The sequence below is a fragment of the Clostridium sp. AN503 genome (assembly GCF_040719375.1).
In the GTDB taxonomy this organism is placed as follows: Bacteria; Bacillota; Clostridia; order Lachnospirales; family Lachnospiraceae; genus Brotaphodocola.
This window is the reverse complement of the sequence record NZ_JBFDTP010000001.1, coordinates 1,300,871-1,315,754: the sequence shown is the minus strand read 5'-3', so window position 1 is coordinate 1,315,754 and position 14,884 is coordinate 1,300,871. Positions and strand designations below refer to the sequence as shown.

13 protein-coding genes are annotated in these 14,884 nt (G+C 53.1%); 4 read left to right on the top strand and 9 right to left on the bottom strand.

Annotated features, from left to right (window positions below; translation table 11 throughout):
• Window positions 1-14 precede the first annotated feature (14 nt).
• Window positions 15-941, top strand: a complete 927-nt coding sequence (locus AB1I67_RS05970) for a YhfZ family protein (RefSeq protein WP_367028889.1) — start codon at window positions 15-17, stop codon at window positions 939-941.
• A 43-nt stretch (window positions 942-984) separates the two neighbouring features.
• Here the strand turns inward: AB1I67_RS05970 and AB1I67_RS05965 are convergent, their stop codons facing one another.
• From AB1I67_RS05965 to AB1I67_RS05930, 8 genes are all read right to left on the bottom strand, one after another.
• The gene (locus AB1I67_RS05965; protein WP_367028888.1) at window positions 985-1,329 is read right to left on the bottom strand and encodes a hypothetical protein; all 345 of its coding nucleotides are present in this window, start codon (window positions 1,327-1,329) and stop codon (window positions 985-987) included.
• Window positions 1,330-1,332: 3 nt separating this feature from the next.
• Window positions 1,333-2,802: an FAD-binding oxidoreductase gene (locus tag AB1I67_RS05960; protein WP_367028887.1), complete on the bottom strand. Its 1,470-nt coding sequence runs from the start codon at window positions 2,800-2,802 to the stop codon at window positions 1,333-1,335.
• 14 nt (window positions 2,803-2,816) lie between these two features.
• Window positions 2,817-3,500: a histidine phosphatase family protein gene (locus AB1I67_RS05955; RefSeq protein WP_367028886.1), complete on the bottom strand. Its 684-nt coding sequence runs from the start codon at window positions 3,498-3,500 to the stop codon at window positions 2,817-2,819.
• A gap of 3 nt (window positions 3,501-3,503) precedes the next feature.
• Entirely contained in the window at window positions 3,504-4,736 is a 1,233-nt protein-coding gene (locus AB1I67_RS05950; RefSeq protein WP_367028885.1) for an MFS transporter, read from the bottom strand.
• A 21-nt stretch (window positions 4,737-4,757) separates the two neighbouring features.
• Window positions 4,758-6,260: an FGGY family carbohydrate kinase gene (locus AB1I67_RS05945; RefSeq protein WP_367028884.1), complete on the bottom strand. Its 1,503-nt coding sequence runs from the start codon at window positions 6,258-6,260 to the stop codon at window positions 4,758-4,760.
• A gap of 188 nt (window positions 6,261-6,448) precedes the next feature.
• Window positions 6,449-6,811 (bottom strand): DUF1667 domain-containing protein, encoded by a 363-nt coding sequence (locus AB1I67_RS05940; RefSeq protein WP_367028883.1) that lies wholly within the window; start codon window positions 6,809-6,811, stop codon window positions 6,449-6,451.
• Between the two features lie 2 nt (window positions 6,812-6,813).
• The gene (locus AB1I67_RS05935) at window positions 6,814-8,064 is read right to left on the bottom strand and encodes an FAD-dependent oxidoreductase (RefSeq protein WP_367028882.1); all 1,251 of its coding nucleotides are present in this window, start codon (window positions 8,062-8,064) and stop codon (window positions 6,814-6,816) included.
• On the bottom strand, window positions 8,061-9,827 hold the full coding sequence (locus AB1I67_RS05930) for an NAD(P)/FAD-dependent oxidoreductase (protein WP_367028881.1): 1,767 nt from the start codon (window positions 9,825-9,827) through the stop codon (window positions 8,061-8,063). The genes AB1I67_RS05935 and AB1I67_RS05930 overlap by 4 nt, the downstream gene beginning before the upstream one ends.
• 392 nt (window positions 9,828-10,219) lie before the next feature.
• Here AB1I67_RS05930 and pflB point away from each other — a divergent pair, with 392 nt between their 5' ends.
• The 3 genes from pflB to pflA all read left to right on the top strand — a co-directional run bounded on the left by pflB (window position 10,220) and on the right by pflA (window position 13,403).
• Window positions 10,220-12,316, top strand: a complete 2,097-nt coding sequence (gene pflB, locus AB1I67_RS05925) for a formate C-acetyltransferase (RefSeq protein WP_367028880.1) — start codon at window positions 10,220-10,222, stop codon at window positions 12,314-12,316.
• A 63-nt stretch (window positions 12,317-12,379) separates the two neighbouring features.
• Complete coding sequence (gene grcA3 / locus AB1I67_RS05920; RefSeq protein WP_367028879.1) at window positions 12,380-12,625, top strand: autonomous glycyl radical cofactor GrcA3; 246 nt, start codon at window positions 12,380-12,382, stop codon at window positions 12,623-12,625.
• Between the two features lie 25 nt (window positions 12,626-12,650).
• A complete protein-coding gene (gene pflA / locus AB1I67_RS05915; RefSeq protein WP_367028878.1) occupies window positions 12,651-13,403 on the top strand; it encodes a pyruvate formate-lyase-activating protein in 753 nt (250 codons plus the stop codon).
• A gap of 69 nt (window positions 13,404-13,472) precedes the next feature.
• Here the strand turns inward: pflA and AB1I67_RS05910 are convergent, their stop codons facing one another.
• Window positions 13,473-14,375 carry a hypothetical protein gene (locus tag AB1I67_RS05910; protein WP_367028877.1) on the bottom strand — a complete coding sequence of 301 codons (903 nt, stop codon included), beginning with the start codon at window positions 14,373-14,375 and terminating at the stop codon, window positions 13,473-13,475.
• Between the last annotated feature and the right edge of the window lie 509 nt (window positions 14,376-14,884).

The window sequence follows — 14,884 nt, the reverse complement described above, 5'->3', positions numbered from 1 at the left end:
GGGGGGTTATTCCAATGATAACTCAGTTTTATAAAAAAACAGGCATCCTTACCAACTATCTGGCACGGGAATTCCTCGCCAGTGAGGTCGGAGACAAATGCCCTACCATCGCCTACTGCACGGAGACCTTCCATGTTTCCAGAGGCACGGTACAGGACGCCATGATGATCTTAGAGGAATCCGGCTCCATTTCCACGGAAAAGATGCGCAAGCGCGGAACGATCCTGACCGCCCTCGATAAGAAAAAGCTTTACGAGATGTCCGGGATCGACACCATCACCGGCACCATGCCGCTGCCCCTCTCCTTAGAGCTCCAGGGACTTGCCTCCGGAGTATGTAAATCCATGGAGAACAGCCCGGTCCCTTTTGCATTCGCCTATGTCCAGGGAAGCTCAAAACGGCTCAAGCTCCTAAGCCGCGGTATCTATGATTTTTCCATCGTATCGTGGACCACAGCCAAACGGCTGATGCCCCAGTACCCGGATCTGGAAGTCATCGCAAGCCTGCCTGATTCCATCTACTCAGCGGAATACACCCTCTATATTTCAGAGGCCAGGGGCGGATGCCTCCGGGACGGGCTGGTGGCCGCATCGGACCCGCTTTGTACCGACCAGACCGTTCTGCTCCAGCAGTTGACCGGGGCCTATGACATCCGTCATATTGACGCGCCCTATTCAACCCAGCGCGCCCTGCTTTTGGACGGGGGCTGCGATATCATCCTGATCCGCAATCATCCGGAGATGAACGCTTCCTCCTCCTGCCGCGCAGTCCCGGTCCCACAGGACCTTTACGACAGAGCAGACAGTACTACGCCCGTGATCTTGGGGAACCGGAACAACTACGGCATGAACCGTCTTTTAGGCTACTACCTGAAGCCGTCGGAAATATCCGTCACCCAAAGGTCCATTCTGGACAAGAAAACCCGGCCCCGTTTTTACTGATCTCCAAAGGGGATGTCACATATCTGCGGCATCCCCCTTCTTTTTATTTCAGGGTTCCCTTGCTTCCCCAGTGTTCATACTCGGTAATGGTCACATATACCTGTCCAGTCTCTAATCCCGGCATTTCCCCCAGGATCTGGTAAACCTGCTCTGTAAATGCCTTATTATCCTCATAAGGCGCGCTTTTATAGCACCGTACATCCACATAGGCCGCAGGAAGCTCCTGCTTTCCGCCCATATACATGGTATTCCCGTCCAGGAATTCCACGAGCAGCAGCTCTTCCCTTTTATTGGGGATCAGGCTGATGGCCGCCCCAAGCCCGGTCTTGATCCGCTCTTTATCAGCGCCGGTCAACTGTTTTGAGGTATGTATCCCTACATATGGCATGTCTTAAGCCTCCTTCTGTTCTTTTTCCAGGTCCTTCAGCATGACCAGGACGCCCGGGTTCATGATATTGTTGGGGTCCAGCATCTGCTTTAGCTCGATCATCAGCGGGTAGGAAGTTCCGTGTTCTTTCCACGCCAGCGGCACACGCTTCTTCCCCATCCCGTGATGGTGGACACAGCCGCCGGTCTCGTATTTCAGCACTTCATCACAGATCGCATGGACCATTTTCGTGTGCTCTCCGTCGGCAGCTTCCGGCGAACTCATTTTCAGGCGGTATACAAAATAAATATTCGTCCCATTGATATAGCTGTGAGACACGTGTCCGCCCAGCATGACCAGGTTGTCGATCTGAGGCGGGACATTTTTCATGACATCTTCATAGATCTTTGCGATGTCCGTCCAACTGGCAGAAATCTCCGTTGTGGAGTAGACCGTCTGGGTCTGCCGGTATTTCTCCGCCCGGGCTGTTCCCTTGTACTGGTCGCAGAGGTCGTTGCGGTGGATCATCCAGTGTTCTACCGCCCTGGTCCCCACATATTCCCCGCCGTACTGGAGCGCGATCTCATGGATCCGGTCTCCCGTGGCCTTTGTCAACGCCGCAGGCCCCTCAGCGACAAAGAACATGAACGCTTCCTCATCCTTCAGTTTTACGCTGCCGAAGTTGTAATCCATATCCGGTTTATCATAGAGCCGTACCACCGACGGCTTATAGCCTTCCACGATGATCTGGCGCAGAGCTTTAAAACCGGTCTGCATATCCTTCATGATATAACCGCCCATCCACATATCATCGGGATAATAGGGATACAGCTTCACGGTAACTTCCGTGATAAATCCAAGCGCGCCCTCGCTGCCCATAAAGATATGTCTTAGATCAGGGCCGGCGGACCGCCTCGGCACATTCCTTATCCGCATCACCCTGCCATCCGGCGTCACAGCTTCCATCCCGCAGATCATGTCTTCGATGGCCCCGTAATAAGTAGAGAACTGCCCAATGCTCCTTGTAGCCACCAGCCCGCCCATCTGGGCCATGGGCCTTGACTGTGGACTGTGCCCCGTGGTCAGCCCAAGCCGGTTCACCTGGTCCTCCACCTCCTGGAGCGGCGCGCCGCACTGGCAGGTCACCATCATATTGTCCTGGTCGATCTTCAGGATCTGATTCATGTTGGAGGCGTCCAGGATGATCGTATCTTCACAGATCACCTCCAGCAGGCCCTCCCCTCCTGACGCGCCGGTCCTGGGGATCACATGGATCAGATTCTCATTGCAGTAAGACAGCACCGCAGAAACCTGGTCCGTTGAATACACATTCACTATGGCGATGGGAAGCGGGGTCTGATACAGGTCAAATGCCTTTGCATAGCTCCTGTTATAACTGTCCCCCAGTTTCAGGGACTGTTCGTCTGTCAGCACATGCTCTGCTCCCACGATCTCCCTCAGTCCATTGAGCGCCTGTTCTAATGATACCTTCATGTTATGATTCCTCCTTATTCCTGTTTCTCATTTTTTTCTATAATATAGGGCGACTGCAGCGGATCAGGCCGCCCTGCTCCCTCCGGCAGAAGCCTCACGAATTCCATCATCCGTTCTTTCCTCCACCGTTCTTCCTCCACCCGGAGGTGGAAGCCCATTCCGTTAGGACAGAAACGGGCTTCTGAGGGGATCTCGGCGGTCATATGCCCGCGGAGCAGACGGACGATCACCATATTATGGCTGACGACCCCTGCTGTTTTGATCCCTTCTGAAAGGCAGTCCGACAAGATCCGGTCAAATGCCGCTATCATTCTCCGTTCCACCTCGCCAAAGGTCTCTCCCCCGGTCAGTCCTGCATCCGGCCGCTGTTCTGTCCAGCCCTCATACAGATCCGTGCCGGCAAATGCCCTGACCGGCATTCCCTCATAACAGCCAAAGTCCATCTCGATCAGTTGTTCCTCCACGCGCGCTCTACGGTCTTTTAAGCTGTCAGGAAACACCAGGGCGGCTGTCTCCAGGCACCGGCTCATGGGACTTACGTAGACAACAGATGGCTGTGGAAAGGGGTATTGACTGGTCATTTGCCTGATCTGTTCCCTGCCCTCCTCAGACAGCTCCACATCCCTCCGGCCTACCAGAACGCCCTCTCTATTGTTCTTTGTCTCTCCATGCCTTACCAGATAAATATCAATATCCATAGGCTATTGTCCTGCCTTCTCCATTTTTTCCATATACTTTCTGCCCCGTTCAGGAAGGAACAGCGTCAGGATGCCAAAGATAAGCGGCGACAGGCAGCAGATTGCCATGGCATTGTACAGGCCCATGGACTCGCCCAGGATACCCGCCAGAGTCCCGCCCATGGAGCTTCCCACTCCAACCATCGTAAGGATGCAGCTGATCCCAAGGGTAACGGTCCTCGGCTGTACATTGGGCAGCTTGTACAGGGTGGTAAACGCGATCGGTACAAACGCGTAGGCTCCGAATCCTGCAACAAGGGAGCAGAGGCAGAGGATCGGCAGGTTTCCAGTCTGGAGCATTCCGAAATATGCCACCGGAAGGATAAAGCCCCACGGCCAGATCATCAGCTTATCATAGCCGATCTTATTGGTGATGCTGGGTGATATAAAGGAAGCTATGGCGGAAGCGATCGGGAATAACCCCAGTACAAATCCCGCTTCTCCCAGTGTCAGTCCCAGGGATTCGGTGGCGTAAGTGGGCCAGAATGTGTAGGTGGCGATCCACACAAGGCTGGTACCCGGCCATCCCAGAGCCAGCAGCCATACCTCTTTCAGCTTCAGAGCTGATTTGAGCGGCTCTAAGAATTTGGCATCGCTCTTTTTAAACTCCTGGCCTTCCTTTTCCTTATAAATGAATACAAACACAATTGCGATCACGATCATGATCACACCCAGGCTGATCATCACATTTCTCCAGCCGCTGAATATGGCGATCAGGGAAGTTACCGCTACGGTTCCAAGGGCCTGCCCTACCGGACCGATACAGTTCTCAATGCCGTTTACATATGCAATGCGTTTCTGCGGCACCCAGCTGATCTTGATCGGCACCAGCGGGGACAGGATACCGGCTGCCGCTATGGAAGTCAGCGCCCGCCCCACCATCAGCATTTCCACATTTCTTGCCATGCCCTGGAGGACCAGCGCCAGACCTGCCGACAGATAAACCATTGTCAGTACATACCTGGGATTGATCTTGGCGACAAACAGTGCGATCGGGATCGTTGCTACCGCTTTAAAGATCCAGCCCGCCGCGCTTAGATAGCCGGACGCCTCAATACCAAACCCCAGATCCTCCCTCATGCTGGGAAGCATCATCCCCAATGCAAATACCGCCAGATTGACTGCCAATACCGCTACCCATGCCACGGATATCATGGACCATGCTGTTTTGCTGATTCTCTCATCTTCTTTACCCATAAGTAAACCTCCTCACCCTTCTCACTGCAGCCAGTTCAGGGACCGCTCCACTGCCTTTGACCACACTCTGTAATTTTCCTTATATTGAGCTGCCTTCTCATCCGGTTCAAACGATTTCCGGGATTCCACCATGTTCTTCACGTCCTGCTTTGTGATCAGCCCCATCTGGATCGCCGCCATCTGGGCCGCTCCCAGGGCCGTAGCTTCCACAGACGCAGGCCGGTCCACCTTCATATCCAGAAGATCCGCCATCACCTGGCCCACCAGATCGCTCTTGGACACGCCTCCCGATATCTTCACCTCCTGCATATTGACCTGGAACTCTCTCTGGAGCTTTTCAAAGCTCGCGCACACCGCGTAAGCCACCGCTTCCAGCGTCGCCCTCACGAAATGTTCTTTCTTCGCCGTGCCGGATATCCCCATATAGGCTCCCCTCGCCGTATAATCCGCCACCGGCACCGTAAGCCCCGCAAGAGCCGGCACAAAGTATACGCCGCCGTTATCCGGTACAGAGTTTGACACCTCGTCAATGCGGGAAATGTCATCCAGCCACCCCAGATTCTCTTTCATCCATTCCAGCACCGCCCCGGTCGTCGAACAGTACGCTTCCACAGAATAATTGATCTCATCCCCGATCTTCCACGCCACCTTGGGCACGGAACTGCCTCTGCCTTTCTCCTCCTCCGGCAGCCTGTCTCCCAGGTTCACCATAAAGAAGCTTCCGGTCCCATTGGTAGCCCTTCCCGTATTCTTCTCGTGACAGCCCTGGGAAAACAGAGAAGCCTGCTGGTCAGAAATGATCCCCGCGATCGGGATCTCCACACCAAGGATCTCAGGATCCATCATGCCGTAGTCATCCGCACAGCCCTTGATCTCACAGAACGCATCCATCGGATACCCCAGATATTCCTGGAGAAGCGCCTCCGGCCACTTGAATTCCCCTGGCGGCACCATGCCCAGCATAACGCTGGCATTGGTGATGTCCCCCGCAAATACCCTGCCCTTCGTCATTTTATACACCAGCCAGGTATCCACAGTTCCAAAGTAAAGCTCTCCCGCCTTCATTCTCCGGTCCAGCTCCGGCTCTGCCTCAAGCACTCCCGGAAGGGATACCGGTATGGTGACTGGACGGACTGCCGGTTCCATCCCCGGGCACAGCTCCCTAAATCTCGGATCCTGGAGCACAGCATCCACCCTGTCCCTGGAACGGCTGTCCTGCCATACCACAAAATTCCTCACGGACCTTCCGGTATCCCGCTCCCACAGGGTCCAGGTAGCCCGCTGGGTAGTGATTCCGACACACAAGATCTGGCCGGCGTCTATCCCTACTTTCTCCACTACTTTTCTGCAGCACACAACAGATTTCTCATAGATCTCTTCCGGGTCTTCTTCTACGATCCCCCCATCCCGGTAGTCCACATCCAGTTTCTCATAATGTTCCCCTGCAATCTGAAACGCCTTGTCATAAAGCATTGCGCGCACTCCCGTGGTGCCTTCATCAATGACTAAAATGTACTGGTTCATGTTTCCTCCTTTACACTATACTGGTTTTTGCCTGCTTCTCCCATCCGGTTGAAGCGTTCCCAATCAGTGCAGGATCATTTGTATGTTTTGCAGATTACGCCTCCTTTCTGTTTATTTATGTATATTAAAGCATACAAATTCTCCGCACTTTTTGTATGTTTTATCGTACTATTTCCGTAAAAAAAACACTATTTTTTCCCCATCGTCCTTGCAGCCAGGATATTGACCCCGGTACCGCAAATATTCTCCAGGACCACATCCCCACATACTACAGGGGCTTCCGCCTCAATCCCATACAGTACCTGGAGACATTCTTTCATCTTTGCCTTTGGTATCTCCCGCTCAGAAATCACCGGCAGCCTTGGCAGCGCTGCATTTTTGATCACCACCGTGGTTGTCACCATACGCACCGGTTCAGTATGCTCCGCTATGGCATAGCGTTCTCCCCTCCTGCACTGGTTCCCGCTGGTCTTATATCCGTCTTTGTCCCTGCTCACCTCAATGGTGCAGCTTACAGGGCAGACAATACATGTATACGTGCTGTTTTCCATGGCTATCCCTCCACAATCCGAAACTCAGGAATGCCGGCTCCCGCCACACGCACCTTTGATGCCAGCATCTCCGGAGGCGCTACGGAGTTGTGACGCTCCTTCTTTATCATTTCACCGTCTACCATACACTGGAGAGAAACATTCTTCCCTGGAGCCTTGACCCGCATGAAAAATGTAACTTCTTCCTCGGTACAGTCTGACCGCAGCCGTTGTGGTACTACAAAGTTCATCCCGGCTCCCGCCTTTGTCTCTCGGTAACCAGGCGCAGCCGCCAGCTCCCCGCGCAGATATTTCACCGCTCCCGAAGCGGCTATCTCCCCAGATTGGGAAACATAGTCTACCAGATCAAACACCACAGCTACATTTCCACAGGCAAAGATCCCCGGACAACTGGTCATAAAGTGATTGTCCACCACCGGGCCTTTTGTCTTTGCATCCATCTGGATGCCGGCCTCGCGGGACAGTTCATTCTCAGGGATCAGCCCAACTGCAAGCACCAAAAGGTCACATGGGATCTCCCGTTCCGTACCCCGGACCGGTTCCCGCTTTTCATCCACCTGGCAGACCGTAACAGATTCTACCCGCTTATTGCCTCTGATCTTCACCACTGTGTGCGACAGATGAAGGGGAATCCCATAATCATCCAGGCACTGGACAATATTTCTGGTGAGGCCTCCGGGCGCGGACATTACTTCATATACACCCTCTACCTCAATTCCCTCCAGCGTCATCCGTCTTGCCATGATCAGGCCGATATCACCGCTTCCCAGGATGACCGCTTTTTTGCCTGGCAGATATCCTTCCATATTGATATATCTCTGGGCCGCTCCAGCCGTCAGTACTCCCGCAGGACGGGAACCGTATATCAGGACCTGGCTGGCGGTCCGTTCCCTGCAGCCCATAGCGAGGATCACCGCGCCGCACTGCAGCTTCAGCATCCCCTCCGCCGGATTGCAGGCGTAGATTATCTTATCCTCTGTCAGCTCCAGTACTGTGGTATCCAGCTTCACATCGATCCCGCTTCCCTCCAGCTCATCAATAAACCGCTGGGCATACTGGGCTCCAGAAAGCCTCTCATTGAACCGGTGGATCCCAAATCCATCGTGGATACACTGCTGGAGTATCCCGCCCAGTTCCATATCCCGTTCCAGGATGACCACCCGTCCGGCTCCCAGGCTTTTTGCTTTAAGCGCCGCAGCCAGACCCGCCGGGCCGCCCCCGATTACCGCTATGTCATATTGCAATTGTTTCATCTGAAGGCGCCTCCTCTCGTTTCACTGCGGTTTTCTTCCACCAGCACATTGCTGCCTTTTCCTTTCAGGGTGATCTCCACCCACTCCTTTCCCAGCTCTCTGGCGAGGAGCTCTAAGACCCGCGGCTGGCAGAAGCCTCCCTGGCACCGCCCCATACCTGCCCTGGTCCGCCTTTTGACCGCATCGATACTGGCAGGCACGATCCGGGAGTGGATGGCGTCCAGGATCTCCCCCTCCGTGATCTGTTCACAACGGCAGATCACCTTTCCATACCTGGGGTCTTTTCTGATCAGTTCATCCTGTTCTTCGTGGCTCATATGGCGGAATTCTGTTTTTGGAGGTTCAACCGGATCGTAACCTGGTCTTTCCGCCAACGGGCCAAGGGTCTTTTCCCAGTCCTCTTTCAAGATCCCCACTGTCATCTCCGCTACCGCCGGAGCAGACGCAAGCCCCGGTGACTGGATCGCTCCCACATTGATAAACCCGTGGGTCCTGTCAGACATTTCAATGATAAAGTCCTCTTTAAAGTCAGCAGGCCTGGTCCCTGCAAATATGCGGATGATATCTCCATATCCCACATATGGATTGGAGTTTCTGGACATGGCATAAGCTAAGTCCTCCGGTGTGGTATCTACATCCTCCTTGTCCGGTACCTCTGTGGCAGAAGGTCCCAAAAGGATATTGTGTTCAGGCGTCAGGCACATGCCGCCTCCCTTGGATTCCACATTCTTTTTCACTGTCTCTTCCCGGGTGCTGATGCCTCCCATTCCGCGAAAAAGCGGCGGGCATGCTTTATCCAGGATGGCTATGGTCCCTTTTCTCGGATGGATCGTATAGCACCGGTCCCCGGCCATCTCCGATATCTCATCTGCATAAACACCAGCGCAGTTTATCACATAGCTGGCCTTAATGATGCCGCGCTCCGTCACCACGCCTTCCACCTGCCCGTCCCGCCGGAGGATCTCCCCTACAGTACAGTTGAGGAGGAACTTAACGCCGTTCCTGGCCGCATTCTCCGCCAGCGCCACAACCACCTCATACGGCTCCACAACGCCCATGGAGGGAAGCCATAGTGCGGCAGCGGCACGTTTGCCCAGGCGCTCCAGCTCAACGCCGATCTTCGGGTCCAGCTCAACCGCCTCCTCGTGGCTCACCATCCTGGCTCCGTCCACCCCGTTTTTGACCGCGGTTTCATACATCTTCTGTATACCGGGAACCAGCCTTTCTTCGGTTGTCACGCGCATGGAACCACACCGCTCCAGGCGGAAATTCAGCTCCTTCGCCCACCTGGTATACATACGGTTTCCTTCCACGTTCAGTTTCGCCTTCAGAGTACCGGGCGCGACCGCATGGCCTGCATGGATATCGCCGTTGTTGGCCTTGCTGGCGGCGCTTGCAACATCATCCCCCATCTCCACAACAACGATCTTCAGATCATACCTTGCCAGCTCTCTGGCGATCCCGCAGCCCGACACGCCTGCGCCGATGATCACCACATCCGCCGTGTCAATGACCCCGGCCTCCCTCCCTTTTCGGACATATTCACCATAGTCTTTTCTGGGAATCTCCAGTCCTCTCACTTCCATGTCGCTGACCACGTTGCGCACGCCGGGGACCTTTGCGATCCTGTGTCCAACGTCCACCAGGGTCTGCCAGGAACCGCAGATGCCGCGCAGAGTTACAATATTCCGGTCATCTACGTCAGCAGCGGCGCCCTCCATCTGAAAATCCTCTGTCATAATTTTCAGGATTTCATCTAACACTTGTTCCTCCTTCCTATCTGGCCCAGATATATGTATGATAAAACATACAAAAATATTTCTAAAAACACTATATTATATGGCATTCTATTTGTCAATACATTTGTTTGTTTTTATCTTAAATAATACTTTATTGTATATTTTTTAACAAACAAGGCTGATATTCCTATAATTTTTAGAAAATTATCAAACATTTTATATTTATCAGCGCAGGGGTGTCCTGCCCGCCAAACCAGTATTGTGTATTTTTTAACAAACAAGAAAAACATTCTCAATAAATCTATTGACGTGTTCATTGTATACAATATATAATTTGCTTGCAATCAAACATAATAACTATTACACTTATAACTATTCACCCACAATTATTACACTTACTCAGGAGGTAGCACGATATGAAAAACGAATGGAGATCATTCACCCCTGGTGTGTGGGAGCGCGAGATCAACGTGCGCGACTTCATCCAGAAAAACTATACACCTTACGACGGTGACGATTCCTTCCTTGCAGGCCCGACGGGGAATACCCTGGAACTTTGGGACCAGGTCATGGATCTCAGCAACAAAGAGCGGGAAGCAGGCGGAGTCCTGGATATGGATACCAGGATCATTTCCACCATCACTTCCCACGGCCCCGGCTACCTGGATCAGGATAAGGAAACCATCGTCGGCTTCCAGACCGACAAGCCCTTCAAGCGTTCTCTGCAGCCCTACGGCGGTATCCGCATGGCTGAGAAGGCCTGCGCAGACAACGGCTACCAGGTGGACCCGGAGATCAGTGAATTTTTCACCAAACACCGGAAAACCCACAACGCGGGCGTATTCGATGCTTACACTCCTGAGATGCGCGCCTGCCGTTCCAGCCATATCATCACCGGCCTGCCGGATGCTTACGGCCGCGGACGTATCATCGGCGACTACCGCCGGATCGCGCTTTACGGCGTGGACCGTCTGATCGAGGATAAGGAGGAGCAGAAAGCTACCACCAGAACCACCATGTATTCCGAGATCATCCGCGACCGGGAGGAGTTGTCCGAACAGATCCGTGCATTAAAAGAACTGAAGGAGCTGGGAAATATCTACGGCTTTGATATCTCCAAACCAGCCGCAGATGTAAAGGAAGCGATCCAGTGGACCTATTTCGGCTATCTGGCGGCTGTCAAGGAGCAGAACGGCGCCGCCATGTCCTTAGGACGCACCTCTACCTTTATCGATATTTACGCGGAGCGTGACCTGGCCGAGGGCAAATACACCGAGGAGCAGATCCAGGAGTTCATCGACCACTTCATCATGAAGCTGCGTCTGGTGAAATTCGCACGTACCCCGGAGTACAACGCGCTGTTCTCCGGCGACCCGACCTGGGTAACAGAATCCATCGGCGGCGTGGGCATCGACGGACGCCATATGGTCACCAAAATGTCCTACCGTTACCTGCACACCCTGCAGAACTTAGGCACCGCTCCGGAACCGAACTTAACAGTCCTGTGGTCCACCAGGCTACCGGAGAACTTTAAGCGCTTCTGCGCAAAGACCTCCATCGAGTCCTCTTCTGTCCAGTATGAGAACGACGACTTGATGCGCGTGACCCACGGCGACGACTATGCCATCGCCTGCTGCGTATCTTCCATGCGGATCGGTAAGGAGATGCAGTTCTTCGGCGCCCGCGCAAACCTGGCCAAGTGCCTGCTGTACGCCATCAACGGCGGCGTGGACGAGGTCAGCAAAAAGCAGGTTGGCCCGAAGTACCGTCCGATCACTTCCGAGTACCTGGATTACGATGAGGTCATGGACCGCTACAACGACATGATGCAGTGGCTTGCGGGCGTTTATGTGAACAGCCTGAACATCATCCACTACATGCATGACAAATACAGCTACGAAAAGCTCCAGATGGCCCTGCACGACCACAAGGTTACCCGCTGGTTCGCAACCGGGATCGCCGGTCTTTCCGTTGTGGCAGATTCCCTGTCTGCGATCAAATACGCAAAGGTAAAGACCGTCCGTGATGAGAACGGCATCGTTGTGGACTACGAGGTAGAGGGCGATTTCCCGAAATACGGCAACGACGACGACCGGGTTGACCAGATCGCCGTTGATATCGTCCACACCTTTATGAACTATATTAAACGCAACCACTGCTACCGCGGAGGCATCCCAACAACCTCCATCTTGACAATCACATCCAACGTGGTTTATGGTAAAGCTACCGGCTCTACCCCGGATGGAAGAAAAGGCGGACAGGCCTTTGCGCCGGGAGCAAACCCGATGCACCGCCGCGATACCCATGGCGCTGTGGCATCCCTGGCTTCTGTGGCAAAACTGCCGTTTAAGGATGCCCAGGACGGTATCTCCAATACCTTCTCCATTATCCCGGGCGCACTCGGCAAGGAGGACCAGCTGTTCATGGGCGATATCGATGTGGACTTAGAGTGCGGCGTTGATACTGCCTGCTCCATCCCGAACCTGATGGAAGGGCTGGATGACCGGAACTGATTGACGTAACTGGACTAAAATGACACACTGACTGACGATACAACTTATAAGGAGGATACTACTATGGCACATGCAAGCGAAGCTCAGATCGACAACCTGGTGTCCCTGTTGGACGGCTATGCCGCCAAGGGCGGACATCATTTAAATGTAAATGTATTTACCAAGGAGACTCTGCTGGACGCTCAGGCGCATCCGGAGAAATACCCGCAGCTTACGGTCCGGGTATCCGGCTATGCGGTCAACTTTATCAAGCTGACCAAAGAGCAGCAGGATGAGGTTATCTCCCGTACCTTCCACGACAATATCTAAATTCTCAGAACCAGGAGGCGGTTTTATGGTTGGACGCATCCATTCCATAGAGAGTTTTGGCACAGTAGACGGACCCGGTGTCCGTCTGGTTGTGTTTCTGCAGGGATGCCCCATGCGGTGCCAGTACTGCCACAATCCCGACACCTGGAAGATCGGCGGCGGTACGGAGATGACCGTGGCGCAGATCATGGCCCAGTACGAAAAGAACCGCTCCTTCTACAGCAGGGGCGGCATCACCTGCACCGGCGGCGACCCACTGGTGCAGATCGGCTTTGTGACGGAGCTGTTCGCAGAAGCGACCCGGAGAGGCATCCACACCTGCCTGGACACCTCCGGCATCACATTCCAGCCGGACCGCCCGGAAGTCCTTGAGCGGTTCGACCGGCTGATGGCCGTGACCGACTTAGTCATGCTGGATATCAAACACATCGACCCGGAAGGCCACCGGAAACTGACCGGACAGCCTCTTGAGCCGATCCTTGCATTTGCCCGTTATCTGGATGAAAAGGCGGTACCCGTGTGGATCCGCCATGTGGTGGTCCCGGGGATCACCTATGACCAGAATGAGCTGTACCGGCTGGGGCGTTTTATCGGCACGCTCGGCAATGTAAAAGCGCTGGATGTACTGCCCTATCACGACATGGGCAAGGTGAAATATCAAAACCTGGGGATGGACTATCCGCTTAAGGATACAAGACCTTTGGGAAAGGACGAGGCGCTGGCCGCCAAGAAGATGATACTAAAAGGGATCCGCGATGCGCGGGCGGGAATACCGTAAATTTTACATGGATCAATGTGGCAGGGGATTGTTCCCCCGCCACATTTTACGTTATCAGTCTATGGACTTTTACTGTTGACTTCCAACCAAAACCTGATAGATCTTCTCCGTGTCATACTCCGGGGCAAAAGCCTTAGCCGCCTCAACGACAGGCGCGATCTGCTCGGGTGTGGATTCAAGGGCATCGGCGATCACATCGATGGGCTGGTCCTTTGCAAGCTTCTTGCAGACAAGGGAGATCAACCGTAGAAGATCACCTTTTTCAGCACCCTTCTGCTCACTTTCAATCAGCTCATCCGCAAACAATTTCCGTAATGCGTCACACATATGCTTCTCCTCCTCATAAAGTTCTTCGTTTGCCTGTACGATCAGATCCATGGCGGCGGAGTACAGCGGGTGGTGTTCCCGCCCTTTGTAGGCTCTCGCCAACGGTTCCACGTCCTCTCTGGCAGTAAGATTCCGCCGCAGGCGGCTCAGCCATACATTTTCCTCACGCGATAACTGGCTGTTTACTACGATCTGCACAGGGAATATCAGGCCGGTCACATAGTAGATTCCGGGATATGCCTTCTCTACCGAGACCTGATACTGTTTCTTAATATAATTCACCAGCGTCCGCGGGTAATGACTGCTGATCATGGTTACGGTCAGTTCGGACGGCGGAACTTCCAGGACTTTTTCTGTATTGGCCTGGTACAGGCAGGTGTATGCCATCACTTTGTAAAAATCATTGATACTTAAGTAGTCATCCGGGCTTTTGTATTCAACGATGTTATACCGGCGGAATATTCTTCCCAGATGTTTCTGTATGATATGTCCAGGTTCCTTCTTGATGACCAGTAAGTCGATCTGAAGAGGCTTGCGGGTCAGGTTGTACTCTCTTAAAAACTGAAGATACTCCTGATCTTCCTCAAATTCAATCTGAAGCGCCGCCTGGAATGCAGTATGCCACTGCAGGCGTTTTTTCTTCATGCAGCTTTCTCCTTATATTATAGTAAAAATTGAAATCAATATCAATCCTGAACTGATCTTTAAGTTCTCGCATTTTTGCAGCGGTGGGCAGGGGTACATCCATAGACATCACCAGACTTTCCAAGATGGCTTGCAGAAACGACAGACGGCAGATATTGCCGGCAAAAGCCAGAAAACAGCGCGATTAAAACAATCTAATCGTGCATTATGATAGGGCAACAAAGGTGGCGTAACAGCATTAACTAATAAATATTACTAACGATACTTTGACCGAACCGGTCATCCATTGCGCATTGTAAGCGCAAAAGACTGTCCCTGGGGACAGGAAACATAAGACCAGGCAAGAAGAAACCGCCGATCGGTTTTATGTGGATTTTAATATATCACAGATATGGAAATTTAACAAGTTTTTTCAGTCCTCATTTACAACCCTCATTGACAAAAAGACCGCTTCAGTTGTAACTCCCAGCCCATAATCCTGCAACCAAAAGAAGTGGCTTCAACATCAG

Coding starts and splice junctions, on each gene's coding strand:
- pflB (WP_367028880.1), top strand. CDS start 10,220: ATGAAAAACGAATGGAGATCATTCACCCCTGGTGTGTGGGAGCGCGAG.
- AB1I67_RS05950 (WP_367028885.1), bottom strand. CDS start 4,736: ATGGGTAAAGAAGATGAGAGAATCAGCAAAACAGCATGGTCCATGATA.
- AB1I67_RS05940 (WP_367028883.1), bottom strand. CDS start 6,811: ATGGAAAACAGCACGTATACATGTATTGTCTGCCCTGTAAGCTGCACC.
- AB1I67_RS05965 (WP_367028888.1), bottom strand. CDS start 1,329: ATGCCATATGTAGGGATACATACCTCAAAACAGTTGACCGGCGCTGAT.
- pflA (WP_367028878.1), top strand. CDS start 12,651: ATGGTTGGACGCATCCATTCCATAGAGAGTTTTGGCACAGTAGACGGA.
- AB1I67_RS05970 (WP_367028889.1), top strand. CDS start 15: ATGATAACTCAGTTTTATAAAAAAACAGGCATCCTTACCAACTATCTG.
- AB1I67_RS05935 (WP_367028882.1), bottom strand. CDS start 8,064: ATGAAACAATTGCAATATGACATAGCGGTAATCGGGGGCGGCCCGGCG.
- grcA3 (WP_367028879.1), top strand. CDS start 12,380: ATGGCACATGCAAGCGAAGCTCAGATCGACAACCTGGTGTCCCTGTTG.
- AB1I67_RS05960 (WP_367028887.1), bottom strand. CDS start 2,802: ATGAAGGTATCATTAGAACAGGCGCTCAATGGACTGAGGGAGATCGTG.
- AB1I67_RS05945 (WP_367028884.1), bottom strand. CDS start 6,260: ATGAACCAGTACATTTTAGTCATTGATGAAGGCACCACGGGAGTGCGC.
- AB1I67_RS05955 (WP_367028886.1), bottom strand. CDS start 3,500: ATGGATATTGATATTTATCTGGTAAGGCATGGAGAGACAAAGAACAAT.
- AB1I67_RS05910 (WP_367028877.1), bottom strand. CDS start 14,375: ATGAAGAAAAAACGCCTGCAGTGGCATACTGCATTCCAGGCGGCGCTT.